This window comes from Nocardia sp. FBN12 (assembly GCF_054031145.1).
The window spans coordinates 4,236,510-4,260,790 of sequence record NZ_CM132926.1; the positions used below are offsets into that span (position 1 = coordinate 4,236,510).

A 24,281-nucleotide genomic window follows, 5' to 3' on the forward strand; every position below is an offset into this window, starting at 1 on the left:
AGGACCTTGGACGATGTCCACGAATCAGCAACCGAGCAAGAGCAATGCGCACAGCGGGTTCTCCCGGTGGATGCAGCACAGGATGAACGCGCGGATGAACCGCAAGATCCGTCGCGGCAAAGGCACCTTCATGGGGATGGATGTGCTGATCCTGCACACTGTCGGCCGCCGCAGTGGCGAGCCGCGCGACACCCCGATCAGCTGGTTCCCCGGCGAGGACGGATCCTGGCTGCTGGTCGCCTCCGGCGGCAAGAACGGACATCCCGACTGGCTCCTCAACCTGCTGGCGCATCCCGATCAGGCCACCGTCCAGCTGCCGGGCGAGGCCGGCGTCGCCGTGACGCCGCACGTCCTCGCGGGGATCGAGCGGGCCGCGGCCTGGGAACACATCGCCGCGGCACAGCCGCGGTACGACAAGTACCAGACCAAGGCCGGTCGCGAGTACGCCGTCGTGCGGCTCACCGCCTGAGGCGCGTATGCCGGTGGCGGTCAGCACTGCACGTGGCTGGGCAGGCAGCACGCGCTGAATCAGGCGGGAAGGAGCCTGCCGATCACCTCGGCGAGCTGGGCGACATTGCGGCATTCGTGCATGGTGACGATGTCGGTGTAGGCCTCGGCGGCCGAGTCGCCGGTCGACCACGAGCGGGCCGGTTCCGGATTGAGCCAGTAGACCGCTTTCGCGTGCTCCGTGATCGCTTGCAGGGCAGCGAGATTCGGGTCGGTGCGGTTGGTTCGGGCATCGCCGAGGATCAGCACGCAGGTGCGCGGGCCGACGGCGTCGAGGTAGTGGTCGACGAAACCCTGCAGGACCTCGCCATAATTGCTGGATCCGAACCGGGCGACGCCGCCTTCGCGGACGATGTTCTGCGCGAAGCCGGGCGGCGGGGGCTCACCGGGGGTGAAGTACTGGGTGATCTCGGCGCAGGTGTCGACGAAACCGAAGCTGCGGACCTTGCTGAACTGGTCCTGCAGGGCCTGCACCAACTGCAGCGTGAACTCCGCGAAACCGCTCACCGAGCCCGAGACATCAGCCAGCACAACGAGATCGGGGCGACCACGCTTGCGGGCGCGCAGCACCGGATCGACGGGGACTCCGCCGGTGGCCATCGAACGTCGCAGGGTGCGACGAAGGTCGATCTGGCCACGGACCGCCTTCTTGCGGCGTACCGCCAGACGGGTGGCGAGTTTGCGCGCCAGGGGGTGCACGAGGCGGCGCATCTCGGCGAGGTCCTGTTCGCGGGCACCGAGGAAATCCGTTCGGTCCGCGGAGTTCTCGACGCCGCGGCGGGCGATGTAGTCGGTGCCGCGCAGTTCGGCCGAACGCAGGCGGGCCTCGGTCTGGACGTCGGCCCGGAACCGATCGACGCGACGGCGGGCCTCGATGGTGCGCACAGCGGTGTCGAATTGACCTGTACCGCCCATGGTTTGGGCCACCTGCTCGGAGATCTCGTCCGGGCGTAGCGATTTCATGGTCAGATACGACGACCAGCCCGCGCCGGACGCCTGGGTGACTCGGCCCGCGCTCTCCCCCGCGCCACCGTAGGCGCCGAAGGTGTTGAGGGCTTCGCGCGCCAGCTCGGCGGTGTCCTCGCCCTGCACCAGGGTCGCGATCAGGCGCTCACGCAGGGAGTCGGCGTCCTCGCTCGGCCGGGCGGGCGGGAGTGCGACGCCGAGGAAGTACAGATCGAAGAGCTGGTCGAAGACTCCGCGCTGACCGTTGCGGCGGAGCAGGCAGGAAGCCAGGCCGGAGCGCAGGATACGGGGATCGGTGGTGCCGAGTGCCACCACCGCGGCCGCGGCGTCGATGGTTTCGCTGGGGCCCGCGTGAATGTTGTGCTCGCGCAGCAGGGTGACGAAATCGACGAGCCGAGCGCTTGTCGGGGCGAATCGGTCGGGGGGCGGGCTCACGGCCGCACACTGCTGTCCGGCTGGTCGTCGAGACCGAGCCGGTCGATGGCCACGCGATGGTCGGACTGGTATTTCAGCAGAACGCCGAGCGTCGAGCGGACCACACCGCCGGTCAGCGTCCGGGTCCCCAACGCCACCAGAGTTCTTGCCCAATCGACGGTTTCAGCGATCGATGGCGCCTTACGCAACGACAACTGACGTAGCGCGCTCACCGTCGTCACCACCGGCTCGGCCAGCGCCGCATCGAGCTCGGGGACTTTGAGCGCGACGATCGCCTTCTCCAATTCCGCTGTCGGATAGTCGATATGCAGATACAGGCAACGACGCTTCAGCGCTTCGGACAGGTCGCGGTGCGCGTTGGAGGTGAGGATGACGAAGGGCTTGCGGACAGCGGTGACGGTACCGAGTTCGGGGATGCTCACCTGGAAGTCCCCGAGGACTTCCAGCAGCAGGCCCTCGAGTTCCACGTCGGCCTTGTCGAGTTCGTCGATGAGCAGGACCGTGGGGTCGGGGTTGCGAATCGCCGCCAGGAGCGGGCGGGCGAGCAGGAATTCCTCGGTGAAGACGTGGTCGCGCGTACTGTCCCAGTCTTCGCCGGAGGTGGCGGTGATGCGAAGCAGCTGCTTGGCGTGGTTCCACTCGTACAGGGCGCGGGCCTCGTCGACGCCCTCGTAGCACTGCAGGCGGATGAGCTCGGCCCGCACCGCGGCGGCGACCGCCTTGGCGAGCTCGGTCTTGCCGACACCGGCCGGACCCTCGATCAGCAGCGGTTTGCCGAGGCGGTCGGCGAGGAAGACCGCGGTCGCGATATCGAGGGACGGCAGGTAGCCGGCGGCTGTCAGCCGGTCGGTCACCTGGTCCACCGAGGAAAAGAAGTTACTCATCGGTAACCAGTATATCGAGTGTTACCCGCGCCCGGCGATCGCGGCGGCGACTCCGTCGAGGATGAGGTCGAGGCCGAAGGTGAAATCGCCGTCCGACGATTCCTCGTCCGGCGGGACGTCGGCGAATACCTGGTCGACGAAGAGCGCGGCGACCTCGGGGAAAGGAGACAGGTCGAGGGTCGACACGTCGCGCTGGTACGCGTCGAGAGATTGAGCCTCGCTGCGCTGTTCGGTGCCGCGCTGCTCGGCCATGTGCCGGTCGGTGACGAAGGACTGCCGGACATAGCCACCGACCACGGTGATCGCACCGATCTTGGCGCCCCAGTCCAGGCCGGTATCGCGCAGGGCAGCGAGACCGGCGTTCATCCAGGCGAGGGCGTTCAGGCCGCGCGGCGGGCCCGTAATGGGGATCTGGGTCAGCCAGGGATGGCGGGCGAACACGGCTCGCTGACCGGTCGCCCAATCGCGCAGGGCGGGCCGCCAGGCGGGACCGATGACCGGCGGCAGGCCGAAGGCAGTGTCGGCCATCAGGTCGGTGAGACCTTCTTTCGAACCGATGTGGCGGTAGAGCGACATCGGTGTGACATCCAGCGCGGCAGCCACTTTCGTCAGTGACGCGGCGCGGAGACCTTCGCGATCGGCCAGCGTGATCGCCGTCGCGACGATGCGTTCCGCGTCCAGTTCGGCCGGGCGGCCGACGCGCGGTCGTGGCGAACCGGACTGCTTGCTGGTCACCGTCTCCTCATTCGTTCGGGGGTTCCCTCAACTTAACATAGGGTTTATAGTTTAAGACCTATACTAATTCCGATCGAGCCGGAGCGCTCGGAGGCAAGGGTCGAATAGCTATGGGTATCAACAAGATTCAGCGCACCACCGGGGCTGCCGCCTTCGCCGGTGCCGGGTGCACGCTGATCGAACTGCCGCTGTATTTCGTCTACGCGGGGGCACCGCCGGACGCGAACGTGCTCACTCGATGCCTGCTCGGGCTGGTCGGGCTCACCCTGTTCATCGTGTTCATGAGCGGACTCACCTACGTGGTGAGACAGCGTGACCCGGAACGCGACTGGTTCGGGTCGCTGGCTGCCAGGGCCGGAACAGCGTGGCTCACGGTGATTTTGGTGTCGACCGGCCTAGAGGTCGGTGCCGTGATCGCCGCACCGGAGCCGATCGATCCCACCATCACCGTCACCGGTACCTACATCCTGTACGGGACCATCTCGCGATTGCTGGAGGGACTGTTCCTCGTGGCATTCGCCATCGCGGCCGCACGGCTACTGCCCCGCTGGTGCATCGTGACCAGCTGGGCACTCGCGGCGGTGAACTTCGCGTTCGTGCCGTCGCTGTTCTTCGGGAACACGCCGGCGAACTTCTACGCGGCCAACGGATGGGGCAGCACGGCCACCGTCGGCGGGCTCACCATGCTGTGGTTGTTCGCGATCGGGATCACGCTGTACCGGTCGGCACCGACCGAGGCCGATCAGTACGCGTTGTCGGCCACTTCCACCTGACCGTCCTTGATCGCGGCCAGCAGCAGCCGGTAGTCAGCCATGGTCTGATCCGAATACGACATCGCGAAATCGCGCAATCCCTTGTCGAATTTGTCGCTGCCGCCGAGATAGGTGCCGATGGCGGCCGGGTCACCGGAGCGGCAGTGGGCGCGGGCCAGTACGCCACCGCACAGGCCGCCGTAATTGGCGAGCTGGCGGTGGGTCATATTCTCGAAATCGGCCGAGCCCTTCATGTCGCGGAACTGGCGCCAGTAGTAGTCCACACCCTTCGGCCCGGTGGCCCAGCCGAGGAAGATGTCACTGGCCGCCTGCATCAGCCGCTGACCCGCGACGACGCGATGTCCCTGCTGCTGGTATCGGCTCGGCTTCTGATACGGCGCCAGCACCGAGGTGCCGGCCTCCTTCATCTGCAGGAACAGCGGAGCGCCGGACTCCTTGTCCATCATCAGCGCGATGAAGCACCGCGTGCCGACGCTGCCGACCCCGACGACCTTCACCGCGGTATCGACCAGGGTGTAGCGGTTGAGCAGTACGCGCGTCTGGTCGGGCAGGCTGCGCCGGTACTCGGCGAGCACGGACTTCACGGTCTTCTCGTCGGGCAAGGTGACGGGCACCAGCAGGGGTGGCTGATTCTTGATCCGCGGGATGCCCTCGGCATCGGGTTCGGTGAGCTTTTCCAGTGCCTGCAGGCTGGTGCGCTTCATGGCCGAGGCAACCGTCTTCTCGGCCTTCTTGCGGAACTTCTTCTTCGGGATCTGCGCGATGACCTGGTCGGCATCGACGCGGTCATACCAGATTTCGAGACTGTCCTGCTGTGTCATCTGCTCGATGCCCTCGCGATAGCCACGGGCGGTCGCCTCCGCCGCCGACGCCGCCTCCGCATCGGAACAGCCATTGCCGAGCGCCGCGACCGCGACACTGGCGACCAGACGTTTGACGTCCCACTCGAACGGGCCGGGCAGTGTCTCGTCGAAGTCGTTGACGTCGAAGACGAGGTGGCGTTCCGGCGTACCGAAAAGCCCGAAATTCGCCAGGTGCGCGTCGCCGCACAGTTGCGCGATGAGCCCGGTGTCAGGACCGCAACCCAGGTCATAGGCCATCACCGCCGCGGCACCACGCAGGAAAGCGAACGGCGACTCCGCCATCCGCGCCATCCGGATCGGCACCAGATCCTGCACCCGCGTCGCGTTCTGCTGCTGCAGAATCGCCACCGGGTCCTCCCGCCCCGACACCGCCTTCCACTCCCCCAGCTCAGAACGCGAAACCCGCCTTCGCGCCGCTTTCCCCACCTCAGCGGCCTGCCGATCGAAATCCTCAACCGTCGTCATCGAGCAAGTCTTGCGCTACCGGACCGCCACGACAAGGGCCGGCGGATAACCACTCGGACACAGCAGCCCGCCCGCACCGGCAAATGCGAACGGCTCATCGAGCAAGTCTCCCGCTATCGGCCGTCGACAGCAGGGGTGGCGCTACGGACCGAGCCGCCTGCGCCACTCGTCGACTCGGCGGACGAGCTCCTGCCACCAGGTCCGGTCCGGTGGCGGAGACGGCCGAGGCTGGGGCTCTGGGGTCGGCGTGGGAGTCGGTTCGGGGTCGGGTACGGGGACCAGCACCTTGCGGCGAATCCCGGTGCAGGTGAATTGGGTCGCCCGATAGGGATTCCCGTTCTCCGCCCACTCGGAGACGATGAGCGTGAACTTGCCGTCCTCGAGCTTGCTGTAGGGATGTATGTAGCCGCCGTACAGGCGCGGGACTGTGTCGACACCGCGCGGCATCCCGGTCACCGGCCGGTGTGTGTGGGTCGTGATCCAGTTCGTGTTGTCGATGCGGTCGCCGACCTTGACGAAGATCGAGTAGTCCCCCGCGTCGAATCCGGATATCACGGCCCTGTTCTCGACATAGCGCAGGCAGATCTCGCCGAATCGCCAACCGGGCAAGATCGGCGTCGGCTCACGGTTCCAGGCCCAGTCGTCACCGTCCCAGCCCCAGCCCTGCCAGGCGTGTGGATCGGACAGGCCGTCGACCGTCGCGCGCCACAGCAGCATGTCCTTGTTCCTGGCCAGGCCGCCGGTGGAGATGATGTGCACCCAGTCGCTGTGCGGGTCCTTGGCCCAGGAGATCATGACGCGCTTACCGGCGAAGGCGTCGCACCAGAACTTCGAGCCGCTGCGCGCCCAGGTGATGCCGCTGTCGTCGGATGTCCATACCTCGCACCACTTCTCGTTGCCCAGACCCTGGGTGTACATGACCCACAGGTAGATCCGGCCGTCGATGGTCATCGCGTCGCACGGCAGGACGGTGGAGTATTCGGCGTTGTCGTGCTGGTAGTCCCACAGCTGGCGGCCGTCGGTGCTCGGCGAGGTGGCCATGACGATCGGCTCGGCGGGGTCGCGCGCAGATGTGCGAGTGATGATGGGGGAACGCCAGTTCCCGATGCCGCCCATCGGTGGGCCGTACGGGCCGTCCCCGGAGAACGAGTCGCCCCAGATGAAGCCGACGTCGCCGTTGGGCAGCTCGAACGGAATCGCGAGATCGCCGCCACCGAGGTCGGCCGAGGGCACCGGGTTCAGATCCGTGACGCGGATGACACACCTGCCCCGGTCGGCGCGAGCCGAAATCGTTGGGCTGCTTTCACTTCCGTCACGCCACCACGGTACGTCAAAATGCCGAAAGGCCCGCTCGCACGTGGCGAGCGGGCCCTTCGAGACGCGATGAAACCTTACGCGGTTTCGGTGATCGGGCTTCAGAATGCAAGCAGGACATCGAGACTCGACACCAGGTCGCGGTCTCGGTTGAAGCCACGTTCGGCTATCAGGCACACAGCCGAACGAGCTATCGAGATGTCGTCCTCGGTGGCGACGCTCAACAACTCACGCAGATCCGCGAGATCCTGCGGACGCGTCACATCGTCGCGAGAGAGCAATTTGAGAGCGATCAAGTGCCCGGTTGTCGCCACCGGCAGACTCAGGTCGGGGACGATCTCGATCTCGTCGGCAGCGGCGGCGATCTCGTGCTCTATTCCTGAACTTGCGAAGAGCAGATCGACCAGGACAGGGACGCCGTCGAAGTTTCTGCGCAGACGGATCGTGGCGAGTCGTCCGTTGTCGTGTTCGACGGACGCGTGCATGCTGTAACCGGCGTCGAACATGCTGCGCACCAGCGCTTCCGCGTCGCCGTCATCGGCTACTGCGACCGCGAGGTCGATGTCATGGGTGAATCGGGGAATCGAGCGGGCCGAGACTGCGAAGCCTCCGACGAGGGCCCAGCGGTAGCCCAAGTTGTCGATGTCGGCTCGCGCACGCCGCAGCGCTGATTCGAGGGCGTTCACGCAAACCTGGCGGATGGCCGACCAGCTGTGTCTTCAACGCCTGACCGGGACAGGAGCCAGGATGCGACTCTGTCCGCAATCTCGGTCGAGGACGCATTCGGGTACATCCTGCGCATCCGCGTGCGATACATCTGCACACCGAATTCGGACATCTCCAGGGCTAGCCGAAGCCGCTGAGCTGGTGTTCCTTCCGTCACCCCCCCAGGTTACGTCAGAACGACGAAAGGCCCGCTCGCACGTGGCGAGCGGGCCCTTCGGGGATCAGCGAATTACGCGGTTTCGGTGATCGGGCGGTCGACCCAGCTCATCAGGCCGCGCAGCTTGGCGCCGGTGACCTCGATGGGGTGCTCGGCGTTGGCCTTGCGCAGACCCTCGAGCTCGGTGTTGCCGTTCTCGACGTTGGCGACGAGACGCTTGACGAAGGTGCCGTCCTGGATGTCGGCCAGGATTGCCTTCATGCGCTCCTTGGTGCCTGCGTCGATGACGCGCGGGCCCGACAGGTAGCCACCGAACTCGGCGGTGTCGGAGACCGAGTAGTTCATGCGGGCGATGCCACCCTCGTACATGAGGTCGACGATCAGCTTGAGCTCGTGCAGCACCTCGAAGTACGCCATTTCGGGGGCGTAGCCGGCCTCGACCATGACCTCGAAGCCGGTCTTGACGAGCTCTTCGGTGCCACCACAGAGCACGGCCTGCTCACCGAACAGGTCGGTCTCGGTCTCTTCCTTGAAGGTGGTCTTGATGACGCCGGCACGGGCACCACCGATGGCCTTGGCGTAGGACAGCGCCAGAGCCTGGCCGTCGCCCTTCGGGTCCTGATCCACGGCGATGAGCGCGGGCACACCCTTGCCGTCGACGTACTGACGACGCACCAGGTGGCCGGGTCCCTTCGGGGCGACCATCGCGACGGTGACGTTGGCCGGAGCCTTGATCAGGCCGAAGTGGATGTTGAGGCCGTGGCCGAAGAACAGCGCGTCGCCGTCCTTCAGGTTGGGCTCGATGTCGTTGGTGAAGATCGACGCCTGGGCGGTGTCGGGGGCCAGCACCATGATCACGTCGGCCCACGCGGAGACCTCGGCGGGGGTGCCGACGGTCAGACCGGCCTCTTCGGCCTTCGGACGCGACTTCGAGCCCTCGGTCAGGCCGACGCGGACGTCGACGCCGGAGTCGCGCAGGCTCAGCGAGTGCGCGTGGCCCTGGCTGCCGTAACCGATCACGGCGACCTTGCGGCCCTGGATGATCGACAGGTCAGCGTCGTCGTCGTAGAACATCTCGACTGCCACTTGATTGGTCCCTTCTGAAAATGATGGTTAGGAAAAGTTATCGCGGAGGTTGCTGAGGTCGACTCAGCGGGTCGCGGTGATCGACTTCGGGCCGCGGCCCACAGCCACCACACCCGATTGCACGATCTCGCGGATGCCGTACGGCTCGACCATGCGCAGCAGCGCGTCGAGCTTGGAGCGAGTACCGGTCGCTTCGATGGTCAGCGCGTCGGGCGAGACGTCGATCACCTTGGCGCGGAACAACTGCACGGCCTCGATCACCTGCGTGCGCACCGACGCGTCGGCGCGCACCTTCACCAGGATCAGCTCGCGGGCCACCGAGGCGTCGGCGTCCTGCTCCACGATCTTGATGACGTTGATCAGCTTGTTGAGCTGCTTGGTGACCTGCTCGAGGGGCAGATCGTCGACGGTCACGACGATCGTCATGCGCGAGATCTCGGGGATCTCGGTGCCACCGACGGCCAGGGATTCGATGTTGAAGCCACGGCGCGAGAACAGGCTCGCGACTCGCGCCAGCACGCCCGGCTTGTCCTCGACAAGGACGCTCAGGGTGTGGGTCGTGCTCATTCGTCGTCGCCCTTCTCGAATGCGGCCTGCTCGCGTTCCATCGCCTCGTGGATGACGGCCGGTTCGGAGACCGACTCGTCCTCGTCGAAGAGCGGACGGATGCCGCGGGCGAACATGATCTCGTCGTTGCTGGTGCCGGAGGCGACCATCGGCCACACCTGGGCGTCCTTGCCGACGATGAAGTCGATGACGACCGGGCGGTCGGTGATGGCCTGGGCCTGCCGGATCGCGTCCTCGACCTCGGACTCCTTCTCCACCCGGATGCCCACGCAACCCAGCGCCTCGGCCAGCTTCACGAAATCGGGGATGCGCAGCGAGTGCGTGCCGAGATCGGTGTTGGAGTAGCGCTTTTCATAGAACAGGGTCTGCCACTGGCGGACCATGCCCAGGTTGCCGTTGTTGATCAGGGCGACCTTGATCGGCACGCCTTCGATCGCGCAGGTGGCCAGTTCCTGGTTGGTCATCTGGAAGCAGCCGTCACCGTCGACCGCCCAGACTTCCTTGTCCGGCGCGCCCATCTTGGCGCCCATGGCGGCGGGAACCGAGTAGCCCATGGTGCCGAGACCGCCCGAGTTGAGCCAGGTGCGCGGGTTCTCGTACTTGATGAACTGCGCGGCCCACATCTGGTGCTGGCCGACGCCGGCGCAGTAGATGGCCTCGGGACCGGCCAGGCGGCCCAGCGTCTCGATGACGTACTCCGGCGAGACGGAACCGTCGCTGGGCGTCTTCCAGCCCAGCGGGTAGTTGTCGCGGATGCCGCTGAGGTAGGTCCACCACGGACCGAGCTCGAGCAGCGGTGCGGCGCCCGACTGCGGATCGGCCTTGAGGGTCTCGATCAGTTCGACGATCACCTCACGCGCGTCGCCCACGATCGGGACGTCGGCGTGGCGGTTCTTGCCGATCTCGGCTGGGTCGATGTCGGCGTGGATGACCTTCGCGTCGGGCGCGAAGGAGTCCAGCTGACCGGTGACGCGGTCGTCGAAACGGGCGCCGAGGGTGATCAGCAGGTCCGACTTCTGCAGCGCGGCGACAGCGCCGACGGTGCCGTGCATGCCGGGCATGCCCATGTTCAGGGTGTGGCTGTCGGGGAACGCGCCCCGCGCCATCAGGGTGGTGACCACCGGGATGCCGGTGAGTTCGGCCAGCTCGAGCAGTTCGGCCGAGGCATCGGACTTGATGACACCGCCACCGACGTAGAGCACCGGCTGCTTGGACTCCAGGATCATCCTGGCGGCCTCGCGCACCTGCTTGCCGTGCGGCTTGGTGACCGGACGATAGCCGGGCAGCCGCATCTCCGGCGGCCACGAGAACGTGGTCTGGGCCTGCAGGGCGTCCTTGGTGATGTCGACCAGGACCGCGCCGGGGCGACCCGAGGCAGCGAGGTAGAACGCCTCGGCCAGGGTGCGCGGGATCTCGGCGGCGTCCTTCACCAGGAAGTTGTGCTTGGTGATCGGCATCGTGATGCCCGAGATGTCGGCTTCCTGGAACGCGTCGGTGCCGACCAGGCTCGACGGCACCTGACCGGTGATCGCCACGATCGGAACCGAGTCCATCTGCGCGTCGGCCAGCGGGGTCACCAGGTTGGTGGCGCCGGGACCGGATGTGGCCATACACACACCGACCTTGCCCGAGGCCTGCGCGTAACCGGTCGCCGCGTGACCGGCGCCCTGCTCGTGCCGGACCAGGACGTGGCGGACCTTCTTGGAATCGAACAGCGGGTCGTAGACAGGAAGGACCGCGCCGCCGGGAATGCCGAATACCGTGTCGACGTCGAGCTCTTCGAGGGACCGGACCACCGACTGGGCGCCGGTCACGCGCTCGGGCGCGACCTGGCGGCGGGTGGGGTTGGTCGCCGGGCTACCGGGGGTAGCTGAAGGCGCTGACCTGCGGGCCGATGGCCCGGGTCGTGCGGTTGGTGCACTCACCGTCTTCGTTCCTCACTGTCTCGTTCTGACTCGGACTGGCCCGGGGGCCACTGGCATTCGCCCGAACACAAAAAAGCCCCCGCCCAGCACATGGCTGTTCGAGGGTGGCGCGTCGCAAACGCGAGCTGACGTATTGACTACCTAGTCAGGCTCGACGCTGGACGCGCCGGCCGATTACGAGCTCGTTTCGAATCACACGTACGACGTTAGGCGCGCGTACTGCGTCGAGTCAAACAGGCTTTCCGCTCCGGTCCCATTCTGTGGGACTCGAGTGGTTGCGTGGGTCCGTGTACCAAGATGCGAGGATAGGAGGGTGTCATCACCGCATCAGTCCGTGCCACCGGCTAAATCGTCCCACACCACCGACGAGGGAACCGATACGGGTCGCCCGTCGCGACCCGGCGGCCTGCGCTCGGCCAGTCCGGGGCGGCTCGCGGCGATCGGGGCGGTGGTCCTGGCGTACCTGATCTTCGTCATCGCGGGAACGGTGCAGGACTGGTCGCTGGTGGTGCGGATCGGGGCGATCGTGCCCGCCGCGGTGATCGTCTGGTTGCTGATGCCGCGCAGGGCGAACACCGCGACGCCGGGTGTGCATGTGATCGCGGTTCCCCGGTTGGCCTATATCGGCGTGCTGGTGCTGGCGTTCTGCGTGTTCTTCCCGTTCGTCGGGTGGCCGGTCGCGCTGTGGCCGTTGCTGCTGGCGCCGGTGATCGCGGTGTGGTGGGTGGTGCGTACGCACACGACCGTGTCCGCGTCCGGACTGGATCTGAGTTCGATGACCGGGAAGAAGCACCTCGACTGGGCGCAGGTCAAGGGGATCAGCATTCCCAAGCGCGGCTATGTGCGCGCCCGGCTCGACGACGATTCCGAGGTGAAGCTGCCTGCCGTCAGCTACGACCGGTTGCGTGAGCTGATCGAAGCGTCCGGCGGGCTGCTGCCCGATGTTTTCGCCGCCGCGGAAGCCGCCGAGGCCGAGCGCCTCGCCGCTGAGCGCGCTGCGGCGAAGGTCGAGTCCGACGCGAAGGTTGAGCCCGACGCGAAGGCCGAGTCCGACGCGACAGCGGCGACCGATGCGAAGCCGGAGTCCGGCACCGAGCAGTAACCACGCGGGGACCCCGCAGCGATCGTCGGCTCCATCACTGTGGGAATCAGGACGTCGGTGTGCGCCGTTGTAGCGGTAAGCTGACGGCGACCGGGCACCCCGCGCCGACGGCACCACCGCGGCGACATCCCACGGAGCGACACTCCCGCCTCGAGCCCGGTTCCATCACTGGCGCACGTACCACCGGCGCGACGCGACCATCGCCCGCCGGAGTAACGTTGCGGCTTGCCGGACGCACCGCGTACTCGCACGTGGCGCGCAGGTCAGCCCCCTGCTCGCACGCTTGCCACGCACCCAGCGACTCTACGAGGATTTCAATGCCACCGCTTCGTTCACGCACCACCACCATCGGCCGCAATGCCGCGGGCGCGCGCTCGCTCTGGCGCGCGACCGGCATGACCGACTCCGACTTCGGTAAGCCGATCATCGCGATCGCGAACTCGTACACGCAGTTCGTGCCCGGTCACGTGCACCTCAAGAACATGGGCGAGATCGTCGCCGAGGCGGTGGCCGCCGCCGGTGGCATCGCGCGCGAGTTCCACACCATCGCCGTCGACGACGGCATCGCCATGGGTCACGGCGGCATGCTCTACTCGCTGCCCTCGCGCGAGATCATCGCCGACTCCGTGGAGTACATGGCCAACGCCCACACCGCCGACGCGCTGGTGTGTATCTCCAACTGCGACAAGATCACTCCTGGCATGCTCAACGCCGCGATGCGTCTCAACATCCCCGCCGTGTTCGTCTCCGGCGGGCCGATGGAGGCCGGTAAGGCCGTGATCGTCGACGGTGTCGCGCAGGCGCCGCTCGACCTGGTCAGCGCGATCTCCGCGAGTGCGAGCCCGGACGTGTCCGACGAGGGCCTCGACGAGGTCGAGCGCTCCGCGTGCCCGACCTGTGGTTCGTGTTCAGGCATGTTCACCGCGAACTCGATGAACTGCCTGACCGAGGCGCTCGGCCTCGCGCTGCCCGGCAACGGCTCCACCCTGGCCACCCACTCCGCTCGGCGTGCACTGTTCGAGCGGGCAGGCACCGTCATCGTCGATATCGCCAAGCGCTGGTACTCCGACGACGACGCGTCAGTGCTGCCGCGAAACGTGGCCAACGCCAAGGCTTTCCGCAACGCGATGGCCCTCGACGTCGCCATGGGCGGCTCGACCAACACCGTGCTGCACATCGTCGCCGCCGCGCAGGAGGGCGAGATCGACTTCGACCTGCAGACCATCGACGACATCAGCCGCAAGGTGCCGTGCCTGTCCAAGGTGGCGCCGAACTCGGATTACCACATGGAAGACGTGCACCGCGCCGGTGGCATCCCCGCCATCCTCGGTGAACTGCGTCGCGGCGGCCTGCTCGAGACCGACGTGACCACCGTGCACACCGCCGACTACGAGGAATTCCTCGACACCTGGGATATCCGCTCGGGCAAGGCATCCGACGAGGCGCTGGAACTGTTCCACGCCGCGCCGGGTGGCGTGCGCACGGTCGAACCGTTCTCCACCAGCAACCGCTGGTCCTCGCTCGACACCGATGCCGCCGGTGGCTGCATCCGTGACATCGAGCACGCCTACACCGTCGAGGGCGGGCTGTGCGTGCTGCGCGGCAACATCGCCCCCGACGGCGCGATCCTCAAGACCGCGGGCATCGACGAAGACCTGTTCACCTTCGAAGGCCCGGCCGTGGTGGTCGAGTCGCAGGAGGACGCGGTGTCGATGATCCTCGGCAAGAAGATCCAGCCCGGTGACGTGGTCGTCATCCGGTACGAAGGACCGGCCGGCGGTCCCGGCATGCAGGAGATGCTGCACCCGACCTCGTTCCTCAAGGGCCTCGGTCTCGGCAAGGTGTGCGCGCTGATCACCGACGGCCGCTTCTCCGGTGGTACCTCGGGGCTGTCGATCGGCCACATCTCCCCCGAGGCCGCCTCGGGCGGTGCCATCGGCCTGATCGAGAACGGCGACCGCATCCGCATCGATGTGCACACCCGCGCGCTGGAAGTGCTTGTCTCCGACGAGGTCATGGCCGAACGCCGCGCGAAGATGGAAGCCTCGGAGCGCCCGTGGCAGCCCGTCAACCGCGACCGCACGGTGACCACCGCCCTGCGTGCCTACGCGGCGCTCGCCACCTCGGCGGACAAGGGCGCTGTTCGTAAGGTGCTGTAGCCGCCTCTCCGCGTATTCAGGCTCGCCGCCGGTCGTTGACGCGACCGGCGGCGAGCCTGTTATCGGGGTAGCCCGATCCCGGCGGGTTACCTATGTTCTTGCGAAATCACGGGTTGCGTTTCGCGGGTGGGGCAGACTGTCCTGCTGTCAGACGAGCGCGGGTTGTGTTGTCTGCGTTGACGACTCGTCGTCGCGTCCGGTCCGGGAGGGAATCAGAGCGGTGGCCACGAGGCCGAGCAGGACGAACCCTGCGGCCAGGTAGGCGCCGAGGTTGACGCCCGTGGTCATCGCGGATCGGCCCGCGGTGGCCACTTCTTGCGTATCCGGTTGGGCCGCAAAGCCTTCGATCGCCGCGCCCGCGCTGCCGGTGATGGCGTGGGCGAACTGCTGGGACTGGGCGGGCGGCATTCCCGCCGCGGTCAGGTCTTTGTCGACGTTCGAGCTCAGGGTGGTGAAGAAGATCGTGGTGAGCAGCGCGATGCCGAGGGCGGAGCCCAGTTGACGGAAGGCACTCTGGATACCGGAGGCCTGGCCGTTGTCGGCTTCGGGGATGTCGGCGAGAACGACGTTGGTCACCTGAGCCGTGGCGAAGCCGACGCCGATGCCGTACACGCACAGGACCAGCGAGATCGACCACCACGAGCTGTCGGTGGCGGCGAAGAAGCCGAGCGCGGCCAGACCGACGACTTCGAGGCCGAGGCCGAGCCGGACCATGTTCAGCGGCGACGCCTTGCCCGCCATCCCGAAGCTGGCACCACTGGCGATGAAGCTGCCGATGGCGATCGGCACCAGGGCCAGGCCGGATTGCAGCGCGCTGTAGCCGAGGGTGAACTGCAACCACAGCGGCAGCACGGCGACGATGCCGAACTCGCCGAGACCGATGATCAGGGTCGCGATATTGCCGTTGCGGAACGAGGAGAGCGAGAACAGGCTGAGGTCCATCAGCGCTTTGTCCGCATTGCCGCCGCGCCGCAACAGCACCTGCCGGACAATGAAGCCGCCCAGTGCCAGCACACTCAGCACCAGCGCGACCAGCACCGGCGAAGGTCCACTGGACCAGGTGAATCCGGCGATGCCCATCGGATGAGTGGTGGTGATCCAGCCGTAGGTGCGACCTTCGACGAGCCCGAAGGCCAGCAGCCCGAGGCCGAGCACCGACAGGATCGAACCGATCACATCGAGGCGGCCGGCGACCTTCGGTGAGGGCGCGATGCATGCCATGACACCGACCACGATCAGCACCGCCAGCGGCACATTGATGCCGAACGCCCAGCGCCACGACACATGTTCGGCCAGCCAGCCACCGAGCAGTGGACCGAGCGCGGCGGCCGCACCGATCGTCGAACCCCACACCGCGAACGCCTGACCACGGGCTTTGCCGGTGAATGTCGCGTTCAGCAGGGCGAGTGAGGTCGGCAGGATCATCGCCGCGCCCGCACCCTGCAGGAATCGCGCGATGACGAGCAGTCCGCCATCGGGGGCGAGCCCGGCCAGGATGCTGGTCGCGCCGAACACCACGACACCGGCGACGAACACCCGGCGCGCCCCGACCATGTCGGCGACGCGGCCGACCACCAGCAGCAGGGCCGCGAACACGATCGCGTAGGACTCCTGAATCCATTGCGCCTCGGTCGAACCCGTGTCCAGGTCACTGATGATCGACGGGATGATCACGTTCACGATCGTGGTGTCGACCACGATCAGCGCGACGCCGAGGGCAATGGCGATCAAGCCGAGCCATCGGCGAAGGGACGACTCTTGACTCATCGCACACTCCTATTTCCATGGTGGAATAATTCCACGGTCAAAGTATATTCAGGGCAATAGGATGTCAAACGATGCGAAAGGAACCTATGAGCCAGGCGGACGCTCGCGCCCAGTACGAACGAATCCACGAAGGCATGCGGGCCTACGGCGCGAGTTACCGGGAGCTCGCCCGCCGGTTCGCGACCTGGCTCGGGTTGCACTCCACCGATGCCGAGGCGCTGATCGAGATCCTCACCGCCGAGGAACGCGGGGGCACGCTGTCACCGGCGCGGCTCAGTGAACGGATCTCGTTGTCCAACAGCGCGACAACCGCGCTGCTGAACCGGCTCGAACAGGCCGGTCATATCGTGCGCAGCAGGGAGCACGACGACCGCCGCGTCATCACGCTGCGCAGCACACCGCGAATCCACACCCTCGCCAATGACTTCTTCGGCCCGCTCGGCGTGCAGGTGGAGCGCACGGTGATGGAGAAATACTCCCCCGAGGAGCTGCGTCGGTTCGAGTCGTTCCTGGCCGACGTGCACACCACGATGACCGCCCACCTGGCTGAGCCCGCGCCGTCGCGACCACTGATGCAGTAAGTACATAGGCACCGGGTACCGGCTGACCCAGCCACCACACGCGACCGCCTGCCGCGTCATCGACGTACCGCGCCCTCAGGTCTGGCCGAAAGGTGCGGAGCGGCGGATCAGAAGGGGCCGATGCCCTTCAGCGGATTGCCGCCGTGCAGGAACCAGAAGGTGAGGATCGCGGCGGCGATGGCCAGCAGGACCACCACGAAGGATCCGTAAGCGGGGCGGGTGGCCCAGCCTCGGGTGCGGTCGAAGGACCAGCGGCCGGGACCGGTGAGGATGATCGCCAGGGCGGAACCGGCCAGGATGCTGTCGAGTTCGACCCCGGTGGGGGTGCCCGCGTTGTATTGGAAGCCGGGAACCATGCCCTGCTTCCACATCCACGCGTTCAGGATGGTGGCCAGCACGGCGCCCGCGGCGAGGGGTGTGGCCAGGCCGATCACCAGGAGGATGCCGCCGCCGAGCTCGCCGGCGATCACCAGGGCGGTCGACAGTGACGGGTAGTCCCAGCCGCCGCTTTCCATCATGGTCTTGGTGCCGTCGAGGCCGGGGCCGTGGAACCAGCCGGTCAGCTTCTGCAGACCGTGGTAGATGAAGGTGTAGCCGACCACCAGGCGCAGGACGAACAGGCCAAGATCCAGCGTGCCGCGACGGGCCTCGCGGTTGCGGCGTTGCAGGCGGACCGTGCCCGCCGAGGCCGCGGAGGCGGGGGGAATCGTCGCGTACCCGTAATCTTCGTCGGTGTCGTCGCGACTGGTTTTGGCGGTGCTCGCGCCGGGTACCTCATCACCGGGGTCGAGACCGAGATCCTCGTCGGTGCGCGGAATATCGCGCGGATCCGGCTTGCGCATCTGCGTCGTCGGCGAATCGAACGGGCTGGTCACCGGGCGACCTGCCGCCGACGCGCCCTGCCCGGCCTGCGCCGAACCATCGGCCTTCGGAATGTCATTCGACTTGTCGGTCACCGACCCACCTTATGACGTGGTGCGGCAGCGCGGCGTCCTTCCCCGCAACGGGCGTGTCAGCCCCGCTCGACCGTCGATGGCCGCCGGCAAGCGTGCCCGGCCCGCACCGGTGCCGGTAACGTCTGGAATATGAGTTCGGGAATCGCGCGACGCGTGGCAGTCGGGGTGGCCCTCGGCACCGTTTTGCTGGCCGGGTGCGCCCGTTTCGACGAGTCGGCGTCGAGTCCGTTCACCACCGAACCGCAGCTCGGCGGGTCCGGCGCGGAACCGAAGAAGCCACAGGAGGACCCGTCGCAACCACCGCGGCCGACCGGGCCGTGCATCGACCCCGATCCCAACGTGATCGCCACCTGCATGGAATCGGGCGCCGGGCTGATCTCGGTGGGCGAGGGCGCGCTGGTCGCGGAGCGGAAGACCGGGCGGATCCTGCAGGTGACGGCGGTCGACGCGAGCACACCGCAGCCGGAGCCGGTGGAGGTCGCCAGCGTGCCGGTCGACGGGTCGGCCGATGGCGGCCTCTCCGATATCGTGCTCTCCCCCACCTTCGGTGAGGACGGGCTGATGTACGCCTACATCACCACCGGCAGTGACAATCGGGTCGTGCGCTTGTCCAAGGACGGGGCTCCCAAGCCGATCCTGACCGGAATTCCCAAGGGCGCCAACGGCAATCGCGGCGCCCTCGAATGGTCGACGCCGACGCAGCTGATGGTCCTCACCGGCGATGCCGGAAACCCCGGTGCCGCAGCCGATCCCGGCTCGCTCGGCGGAAAACTCCTTCGCCTGGAATCACCGTCGTCGGGTACGAACACCCCGCAGGTGGTCGCGTCGGGCCTCGGTTCGGCCGGTGACATCTGCCGCGACGGCAAAGACGGCATGTGGGTCACCGACCGCACCGCCGCCGAGGACCGCCTCCAGCACCTGAGCCCCGACGGCACCCTCAGCGTCGCCTGGACCTGGCCCGACCGTCCCGGCGTCGGCGGCTGCACGGCCACCGGCGACGGCGTCGGCATCGCCCTGAGCGAAGGCAAGGCGCTGGCCGCCGTCGCCGCCGACCCCACCAGCTTCGCCGTCACCACCGCCCCCACCCTGATCGCCCAGGACAAGTACGGCAAGCTCCTCGGCGCCACCGCCAGCGCCGACGGCAGCATCTGGGTCACCACCACCAACAAAACCGACGGCGAGCCAGGCGAATTCGACGACCGCGTCGTCCGCATCCCGCCGCCGCAGGGTGGGGCAGGCGGCCCGGACTAGGTTCCGGGTCGGGCGCGAAGGCCCACGGCACCGCACGGCCTTCGCGTACCGTTGATCGAGTTGTCAGCATGCTGGCCGACTACTCGGGGGTTCGTCATGGGTGGGAACGATCGCGCGACTCGACTGGTGCAGTTCTGGCGCACCGTGGAAATGTTCAGTCCACAAACAGTTCCCGACCCGACACCACCCCGCAGGCGCGATGCCGACAGTCGAGTGGTCGATCTCGCACCCGACCAGCCCGCACCATGGGAAGACGATTCCCCGATCCGGCTGCCCGCGGCTGCCCGCGGCAAGGTCTGGCAATACAGCCTGTACGGCGGACTGTTCGACCTGGACCGGACCAGAGACGTCCTCGTGCGTTCCTTCGGTGCGGACCCGGTTGACGAGGACGGCCGCCGATCCGGCACCACGGCGGTATTCGCCTTCACCGTCACCCACGACGGCGCGATCGTCGAGAACTCGCCGACGCTGTCGGCCCTGGCCTGGGCAGTCAGCCGCCTACGCAACCCCGGCCCGCGTAATCCGCAATGGCTGGACGGTTTCGACCGCGAGGAACGGGAGTTCGTCACGGCACTCAACACTCTCGCTCCGCCGAGGCTGGGCGAGAGTGACGCACGGACACCGCAGCGCGGACCACGGTCCACCCGGATTCGTCACGCCGCCGCCGATGCGGCGAGCAAGGGCGCAGGCGCAGCAGCGACTGTGGCGGTCACCGCGGCGGCCACCGCCCTGGCCGGACCGGTCGCAGGTGGCATAGCGGGCACTGTCGCAGGCACATTCGCAGAAAAGCTATTGGCACGCGACACAGCGCCCGGTACGTCGGCGACCGAGTCCGGACCGCGGCGCGCTCGCTCGCTCACTACGAAGGATCTGTGCGCTTTCACTGCCGAACTGGCTGCCGCACTGGGTATTTCGGCAGATCTCGCGCCCACCGGGTTGCGCATCAAATGCGTACAGGTCCGGGCATGCAGTAGCGACGAAGCCGGCAGTCAGGAATTCCTGAACAGCTTCATCGCCACCGACCTGGGTGAGATCGAGACCGCGGTACGCAAGGGCGACCTCGGGCCGGCACTGCGCGACTACCTCACCGACACCGCCGACATCGCGGTCGGTCGGCGGATCGATGTGCGCCACGACACCCGCGCGGTCCTCGCCGGCGTCGAACCGAAACGGTTCCCGCCCGGGCGCTGGCCGGGCAGCACCGAGCGGCCGCTGGTGACGAGCCAACAGTTCGCGGTCAACGAAATGATGGACCGATTGGGCAGCAGCGCAGGAATTTTCGCGGTGAACGGGCCGCCGGGTACCGGCAAGACGACGATGTTGCGCGATGTCCTGGCAGCCATCGTCGTCGCGCGTGCCACCCGGTTGGCCGGCCTGACCGAGCCGAGCGCGGCATTCGGCGCGGCCGCGGGAGCGGTCCAGGTCACCAAGAACTACACGGCGACCGTCCATCGCCTGATACCGGCGCTGACCGGCTTCGAGATCGTCCTGGCCACCGCGAGCAACGACGCGGCCACCAATGTCACCGCCGAGATTCCCGGAGTCGCGGCGATCGCGGGAGCCGAAACCGATGCGCTCGGCACCGACTACTTCGCCGATCTCGCGACAGCGGTCCTCGACCAACCGGCCTGGGGTCTGGTGGCGGCGGCCCTGGGCAATATGGGCAAACGACGGCAGTTCGGGGAGCGATTCTGGTTCGGCGGTGGCGATCGCTCGCCGGACACCCCGGGGATGCTGAGCATGCTCAAACTCGCCGAGTCCGATCCGAGCACGGTGCCCGATTGGATGACAGCGGTCACCGAGTACACCGAACAGCTGAGCGAGGTCGGCTCGCTCGCCGACCAGCGCCAGGCGATCGCCGATGCCATCGCCGAGATCCCCGCCCTGCGAACCGATATCGACGTGGCGATGAGTGCGGTGCACGTCGCCGCGCAGGCGCACGCCGAGGCACGCGAGCAGAACCGACTTGCGGCCGACGACATAGCACGCGCGCAGGAGCGATCAGCGGACATCAGCGCGCGGATCGCCGAGCACGCCGGACTCCGGCCCGGCTTCTGGGTCTCGCTGTCGACTTGGTTCCGCGCGGGACGTGAATGGCATGCCGACGCCGCCGAGCTGGTGCGGGAGCGGCAGACCGTGACAGAGACGATCCGGCGACTGCAAGCTGAACTCACCCGCACCGCGCAGGTGTGGGCCGACGCGACCAGACGCGGCAACTCGATGGTTGCCCAGCACCGCGCCCTGTCCGAGCAGCTGGCCGACCGCCTCCAGCAGATACACGAGTCGATCGACAGCAGGCCGGGCACGGTGCCATACGGCGAGGTCCTCGACAGTGACGTCACGTTGCAGCTGTGCACAGTCTGGGCCGACGAACAGTTCAGCCGAGCGCGGCATCGGTTGTTCCTCTCGGCGCTCGCGCTACACCGTGCGTTCCTGCTGAACTCCGCGAAGAAGGCGCGCGCGAATCTGGCGGTGGCCGTCGCCGTCATTCGCAATGACATCGACGGTCGGCCTGCTGCGGAGACCATCGAAGCAGCGTGGCAGACACTGTTTCTCGTGGTTCCGATGGTGTCGACGACGTTCGCGTCGTTGCCTCGCCTGTTCAGCGGTCTCCAGCGGGAATCGCTGGGTTGGCTGTTCATCGACGAGGCCGGTCAGGCCACCCCGCAGTCGGCGGTCGGCGGGCTGTGGCGGGCACAGCGTGCCGTTATCGTCGGTGACCCACGCCAGCTCGAACCCGTTGTCACGCTGCCACGAACCGCCCAGACAGCGATCCTGGACCACTACGGCCTCGACCGGGAGTGGCTGCCGGACAACACATCGGCTCAGCAGGTAGCCGACCGGCTGGCACGGTTCGGCACGGCACTCGACGCCACCGGTGACGGCGACCCGGTCTGGGTCGGTGCACCCCTGCGCGTGCATCGACGGTGTGACCGGCCGATGTTCGAAATCGCCAACCGCATCGCCTACGGCGGCGACCTCATGGTGTACGGAACCCCCGAGCGCCCGGAGTTCCCCGGCGCGAGTGTGTGGCTCGATGCCAAGGCCGAACACAGCGAGGGCAAGTGGATTCCGCGCGAAGGTGAGGTACTCGCGCGCTTGCTTCGACAGCTCGTCGATGCCGGTGTGCCGCAGGCCCAGATCCGGGTGGTCAGCCCGTTCCGTGAGGTGGTCAGCGGCGCGAAGCGTGAGGCCAGAGGCTGTCTCGGAGCCGAGTTCTCCGCACGAAACGTCGGCACGGTCCACACGGTTCAGGGGCAGGAAGCCGACGTGGTGATCCTGGTGCTCGGCACCGCACCGTCGGCAGCGGGGGCACGCGCCTGGGCCGGGGCGACGCCCAATCTGCTGAACGTGGCGGTCTCCCGCGCGAAGCGCCGGTTCTATGTCATCGGTGACCATCGACTATGGCGGACACAGCGACATTTCGACGTGCTCGCCGCCGGATGGCAAGTGCGGCACTGAGCGCCGAACGGCCGCCTGGACTACGAAAAGTAGTGCAGGCGGCCGGATTTTCGGAATCAGCTGCAGGCGGCGATGACCAGGTCGCGGACGCGGGCGGCGTCGGCCTGGCCGCGGGTGGCCTTCATGACGTCGCCGACGATCTTGCCCGCGGCCTGGACCTTGCCGGAACGGATCTTCTCGGCGATGTCGGGGTTCGCGGCGAGGGCCTTTTCGACCTCGGTCTGCAGGGCCGAGTCGTCGCTGACCATGCCGAGGCCCTTGGCTTCGACGATGGCGGCGGGTTCGCCCTCACCGGCGAGGACGAAGTCGACGACCTGCTTGGCGACCTTGTTGTTGACGGTCTTGGCTTCCACCAGTGCGATCACCGCGGCGACCTGGGCGGGGGTGATGGGCAGGTCGGCGAGGGCGATGTCGCGTTCCTTGGCCTTCTCGGTGAGGTAGGCGACCCACCAGGAACGGGCCTCGTTGGCGGGGGCGCCCGCGTCGACGGTGGCGATGATGAGGTCGAGGGCACCTGCGTTGACGAGATCGCGCATGACCTCGTCGGACAGACCCCAGTCGGCCTGGATGCGGGCGCGCACCAGCCACGGGTACTCGGGGATGGTGGCGCGCAGTTGTTCGACCCACTCGGCCGCGGGGGCGACGGGCTCGAGGTCGGGCTCGGGGAAGTAGCGGTAGTCCTCGGCGGTTTCCTTGCGGCGACCGGACGCGGTTGACCCGTCGGCTTCCTGGAAGTGGCGGGTCTCCTGGATGATCTCGCCACCGGCGGTGAGCACGGCGGCCTGGCGGCGCATCTCGTAGCGCACCGCGACCTCGACGCTCTTGAGCGAGTTCACGTTCTTGGTCTCGGTGCGGGTGCCGAGTTCTTTCGCGCCGATCGGCATCAGGGAGACATTGGCATCGCAGCGCAGCGAACCCTGCTCCATCTTCACGTCGGAGACATTGAGCGACCGCAGGACCTCGCGCAGCGCCGTGACATAGGCGCGGGCCACCTCGGGGGCGCGCTCACCGGCACCGCTGATGGTCTTGGTGACGATCTCGATCAGCGGCACGCCCGCGCGGTTGAAGTCGAGCAGCGAGTGGCTGGCGCCGTGGATGCGTCCGGTCGCGCCGCCGACGTGCAGGGACTTGCCGGTGTCTTCCTCCATGTGCGCGCGCTCGATCTCGACGCGGAAGATGGACCCGTCGTCGAGGGTCACATCGAGGAAGCCCTCGGTGGCGATCGGCTCGTCGTACTGGCTGATCTGGTAGTTCTTCGGCTGATCCGGGTAGAAGTAGTTCTTGCGCGCGAACCGGCCCCACGGGGTGATCGAACAGTTCAGCGCGAGACCGATCCGGATGGCCGACTCGATGGCCTTCTCGTTCACCACGGGCAGCGAGCCGGGCAGGCCGAGGCACACCGGGCACACCTGGGTATTGGGTTCGGCGCCGAACTCGGTGGGGCAACCGCAGAACATCTTGGTCGCCGTGGACAACTCGACGTGGACCTCCATGCCGAGCACCGGCTCGTACCGGGAGATGACATCGGCGTAATCCATCAACTCGACCGTGGGTGCGCTCATGGCAAGCAGTCTATGTAAGCCCCATGACGCCCGTGGCC

20 protein-coding genes are annotated in these 24,281 nt (G+C 67.3%); 7 read left to right on the top strand and 13 right to left on the bottom strand.

Going from position 1 to position 24,281, the window contains the following annotated elements:
- Positions 1-13: 13 nt before the first annotated feature.
- A complete protein-coding gene (locus ACWZHB_RS20195; protein WP_427903408.1) occupies positions 14-469 on the top strand; it encodes a nitroreductase family deazaflavin-dependent oxidoreductase in 456 nt (151 codons plus the stop codon).
- A gap of 59 nt (positions 470-528) precedes the next feature.
- On the opposite strand, the gene ACWZHB_RS20200 is transcribed toward ACWZHB_RS20195, so the two are convergent.
- From ACWZHB_RS20200 to ACWZHB_RS20210, 3 genes are read right to left on the bottom strand one after another with little or no spacing between them, the layout of a single operon-like run.
- Entirely contained in the window at positions 529-1,908 is a 1,380-nt protein-coding gene (locus tag ACWZHB_RS20200) for a vWA domain-containing protein (RefSeq protein ID WP_427903409.1), read from the bottom strand.
- Positions 1,905-2,792: an AAA family ATPase gene (locus ACWZHB_RS20205; protein ID WP_427903410.1), complete on the bottom strand. Its 888-nt coding sequence runs from the start codon at positions 2,790-2,792 to the stop codon at positions 1,905-1,907. Before ACWZHB_RS20205 ends, ACWZHB_RS20200 begins: the two co-directional genes overlap by 4 nt.
- Positions 2,793-2,813: 21 nt before the next feature.
- Positions 2,814-3,527 carry a TetR/AcrR family transcriptional regulator gene (locus tag ACWZHB_RS20210; protein ID WP_427903411.1) on the bottom strand — a complete coding sequence of 238 codons (714 nt, stop codon included), beginning with the start codon at positions 3,525-3,527 and terminating at the stop codon, positions 2,814-2,816.
- A 110-nt stretch (positions 3,528-3,637) separates the two neighbouring features.
- Here ACWZHB_RS20210 and ACWZHB_RS20215 point away from each other — a divergent pair, with 110 nt between their 5' ends.
- Positions 3,638-4,300: a hypothetical protein gene (locus ACWZHB_RS20215; protein WP_427903412.1), complete on the top strand. Its 663-nt coding sequence runs from the start codon at positions 3,638-3,640 to the stop codon at positions 4,298-4,300.
- On the opposite strand, the gene ACWZHB_RS20220 is transcribed toward ACWZHB_RS20215, so the two are convergent.
- The 7 genes from ACWZHB_RS20220 to ACWZHB_RS20250 all read right to left on the bottom strand — a co-directional run bounded on the left by ACWZHB_RS20220 (position 4,270) and on the right by ACWZHB_RS20250 (position 11,403).
- A complete protein-coding gene (locus ACWZHB_RS20220; protein WP_427903413.1) occupies positions 4,270-5,628 on the bottom strand; it encodes a DUF2252 domain-containing protein in 1,359 nt (452 codons plus the stop codon). The two genes, ACWZHB_RS20215 and ACWZHB_RS20220, sit on opposite strands and share 31 nt — an antisense overlap.
- Positions 5,629-5,769: 141 nt before the next feature.
- The gene (locus ACWZHB_RS20225) at positions 5,770-6,861 is read right to left on the bottom strand and encodes a DUF4185 domain-containing protein (RefSeq protein WP_427903414.1); all 1,092 of its coding nucleotides are present in this window, start codon (positions 6,859-6,861) and stop codon (positions 5,770-5,772) included.
- A 182-nt stretch (positions 6,862-7,043) separates the two neighbouring features.
- Positions 7,044-7,628: a nucleotidyl transferase AbiEii/AbiGii toxin family protein gene (locus ACWZHB_RS20230; protein WP_427903415.1), complete on the bottom strand. Its 585-nt coding sequence runs from the start codon at positions 7,626-7,628 to the stop codon at positions 7,044-7,046.
- Positions 7,625-7,825, bottom strand: coding sequence for a hypothetical protein (locus ACWZHB_RS20235; RefSeq protein ID WP_427903416.1), 201 nt, complete (start codon positions 7,823-7,825; stop codon positions 7,625-7,627). The genes ACWZHB_RS20230 and ACWZHB_RS20235 overlap by 4 nt, the downstream gene beginning before the upstream one ends.
- Before the next feature lie 72 nt (positions 7,826-7,897).
- Positions 7,898-8,899: a ketol-acid reductoisomerase gene (gene ilvC, locus ACWZHB_RS20240; RefSeq protein WP_427909237.1), complete on the bottom strand. Its 1,002-nt coding sequence runs from the start codon at positions 8,897-8,899 to the stop codon at positions 7,898-7,900.
- Between the two features lie 75 nt (positions 8,900-8,974).
- Positions 8,975-9,478 (bottom strand): acetolactate synthase small subunit, encoded by a 504-nt coding sequence (gene ilvN / locus ACWZHB_RS20245; protein WP_019048314.1) that lies wholly within the window; start codon positions 9,476-9,478, stop codon positions 8,975-8,977.
- Complete coding sequence (locus ACWZHB_RS20250) at positions 9,475-11,403, bottom strand: acetolactate synthase large subunit (protein ID WP_427903417.1); 1,929 nt, start codon at positions 11,401-11,403, stop codon at positions 9,475-9,477. The genes ilvN and ACWZHB_RS20250 overlap by 4 nt, the downstream gene beginning before the upstream one ends.
- A 313-nt stretch (positions 11,404-11,716) precedes the next feature.
- Between ACWZHB_RS20250 and ACWZHB_RS20255 the strand changes: the two genes are divergently transcribed.
- Both ACWZHB_RS20255 and ilvD read left to right on the top strand, forming a co-directional pair.
- Positions 11,717-12,505 carry a PH domain-containing protein gene (locus ACWZHB_RS20255; RefSeq protein WP_427903418.1) on the top strand — a complete coding sequence of 263 codons (789 nt, stop codon included), beginning with the start codon at positions 11,717-11,719 and terminating at the stop codon, positions 12,503-12,505.
- Positions 12,506-12,822: 317 nt separating this feature from the next.
- The gene (ilvD, locus tag ACWZHB_RS20260) at positions 12,823-14,664 is read left to right on the top strand and encodes a dihydroxy-acid dehydratase (RefSeq protein WP_427903419.1); all 1,842 of its coding nucleotides are present in this window, start codon (positions 12,823-12,825) and stop codon (positions 14,662-14,664) included.
- A gap of 147 nt (positions 14,665-14,811) precedes the next feature.
- Here the strand turns inward: ilvD and ACWZHB_RS20265 are convergent, their stop codons facing one another.
- Positions 14,812-16,431 (bottom strand): DHA2 family efflux MFS transporter permease subunit, encoded by a 1,620-nt coding sequence (locus ACWZHB_RS20265; RefSeq protein ID WP_427903420.1) that lies wholly within the window; start codon positions 16,429-16,431, stop codon positions 14,812-14,814.
- Positions 16,432-16,502: 71 nt separating this feature from the next.
- Between ACWZHB_RS20265 and ACWZHB_RS20270 the strand changes: the two genes are divergently transcribed.
- Positions 16,503-17,012 carry a MarR family winged helix-turn-helix transcriptional regulator gene (locus ACWZHB_RS20270; RefSeq protein ID WP_427903421.1) on the top strand — a complete coding sequence of 170 codons (510 nt, stop codon included), beginning with the start codon at positions 16,503-16,505 and terminating at the stop codon, positions 17,010-17,012.
- A gap of 107 nt (positions 17,013-17,119) precedes the next feature.
- Here ACWZHB_RS20270 and ACWZHB_RS20275 read toward each other — a convergent pair whose 3' ends face one another.
- Positions 17,120-17,968, bottom strand: coding sequence for a DoxX family protein (locus ACWZHB_RS20275; protein ID WP_427903422.1), 849 nt, complete (start codon positions 17,966-17,968; stop codon positions 17,120-17,122).
- A gap of 129 nt (positions 17,969-18,097) precedes the next feature.
- On the opposite strand from ACWZHB_RS20275, the gene ACWZHB_RS20280 reads away from it, so the two are divergent.
- Positions 18,098-19,219 carry a PQQ-dependent sugar dehydrogenase gene (locus ACWZHB_RS20280; RefSeq protein ID WP_427903423.1) on the top strand — a complete coding sequence of 374 codons (1,122 nt, stop codon included), beginning with the start codon at positions 18,098-18,100 and terminating at the stop codon, positions 19,217-19,219.
- 96 nt (positions 19,220-19,315) lie between these two features.
- Complete coding sequence (locus ACWZHB_RS20285; protein WP_427903424.1) at positions 19,316-22,681, top strand: DEAD/DEAH box helicase; 3,366 nt, start codon at positions 19,316-19,318, stop codon at positions 22,679-22,681.
- Positions 22,682-22,737: 56 nt separating this feature from the next.
- On the opposite strand, the gene gatB is transcribed toward ACWZHB_RS20285, so the two are convergent.
- A complete protein-coding gene (gene gatB / locus ACWZHB_RS20290) occupies positions 22,738-24,243 on the bottom strand; it encodes an Asp-tRNA(Asn)/Glu-tRNA(Gln) amidotransferase subunit GatB (RefSeq protein ID WP_427903425.1) in 1,506 nt (501 codons plus the stop codon).
- Between the last annotated feature and the right edge of the window lie 38 nt (positions 24,244-24,281).

Excerpts from the sequence above, each read along its gene's own strand:
- ACWZHB_RS20270 (WP_427903421.1), top strand. The coding sequence starts at position 16,503 with ATGCGAAAGGAACCTATGAGCCAGGCGGACGCTCGCGCCCAGTACGAA.
- ACWZHB_RS20285 (WP_427903424.1), top strand. The coding sequence starts at position 19,316 with ATGGGTGGGAACGATCGCGCGACTCGACTGGTGCAGTTCTGGCGCACC.
- gatB (WP_427903425.1), bottom strand. The coding sequence starts at position 24,243 with ATGAGCGCACCCACGGTCGAGTTGATGGATTACGCCGATGTCATCTCC.
- ilvN (WP_019048314.1), bottom strand. The coding sequence starts at position 9,478 with ATGAGCACGACCCACACCCTGAGCGTCCTTGTCGAGGACAAGCCGGGC.
- ACWZHB_RS20205 (WP_427903410.1), bottom strand. The coding sequence starts at position 2,792 with ATGAGTAACTTCTTTTCCTCGGTGGACCAGGTGACCGACCGGCTGACA.
- ilvC (WP_427909237.1), bottom strand. The coding sequence starts at position 8,899 with ATGTTCTACGACGACGACGCTGACCTGTCGATCATCCAGGGCCGCAAG.
- ACWZHB_RS20280 (WP_427903423.1), top strand. The coding sequence starts at position 18,098 with ATGAGTTCGGGAATCGCGCGACGCGTGGCAGTCGGGGTGGCCCTCGGC.
- ACWZHB_RS20195 (WP_427903408.1), top strand. The coding sequence starts at position 14 with ATGTCCACGAATCAGCAACCGAGCAAGAGCAATGCGCACAGCGGGTTC.
- ACWZHB_RS20220 (WP_427903413.1), bottom strand. The coding sequence starts at position 5,628 with ATGACGACGGTTGAGGATTTCGATCGGCAGGCCGCTGAGGTGGGGAAA.
- ACWZHB_RS20215 (WP_427903412.1), top strand. The coding sequence starts at position 3,638 with ATGGGTATCAACAAGATTCAGCGCACCACCGGGGCTGCCGCCTTCGCC.
- ilvD (WP_427903419.1), top strand. The coding sequence starts at position 12,823 with ATGCCACCGCTTCGTTCACGCACCACCACCATCGGCCGCAATGCCGCG.
- ACWZHB_RS20265 (WP_427903420.1), bottom strand. The coding sequence starts at position 16,431 with ATGAGTCAAGAGTCGTCCCTTCGCCGATGGCTCGGCTTGATCGCCATT.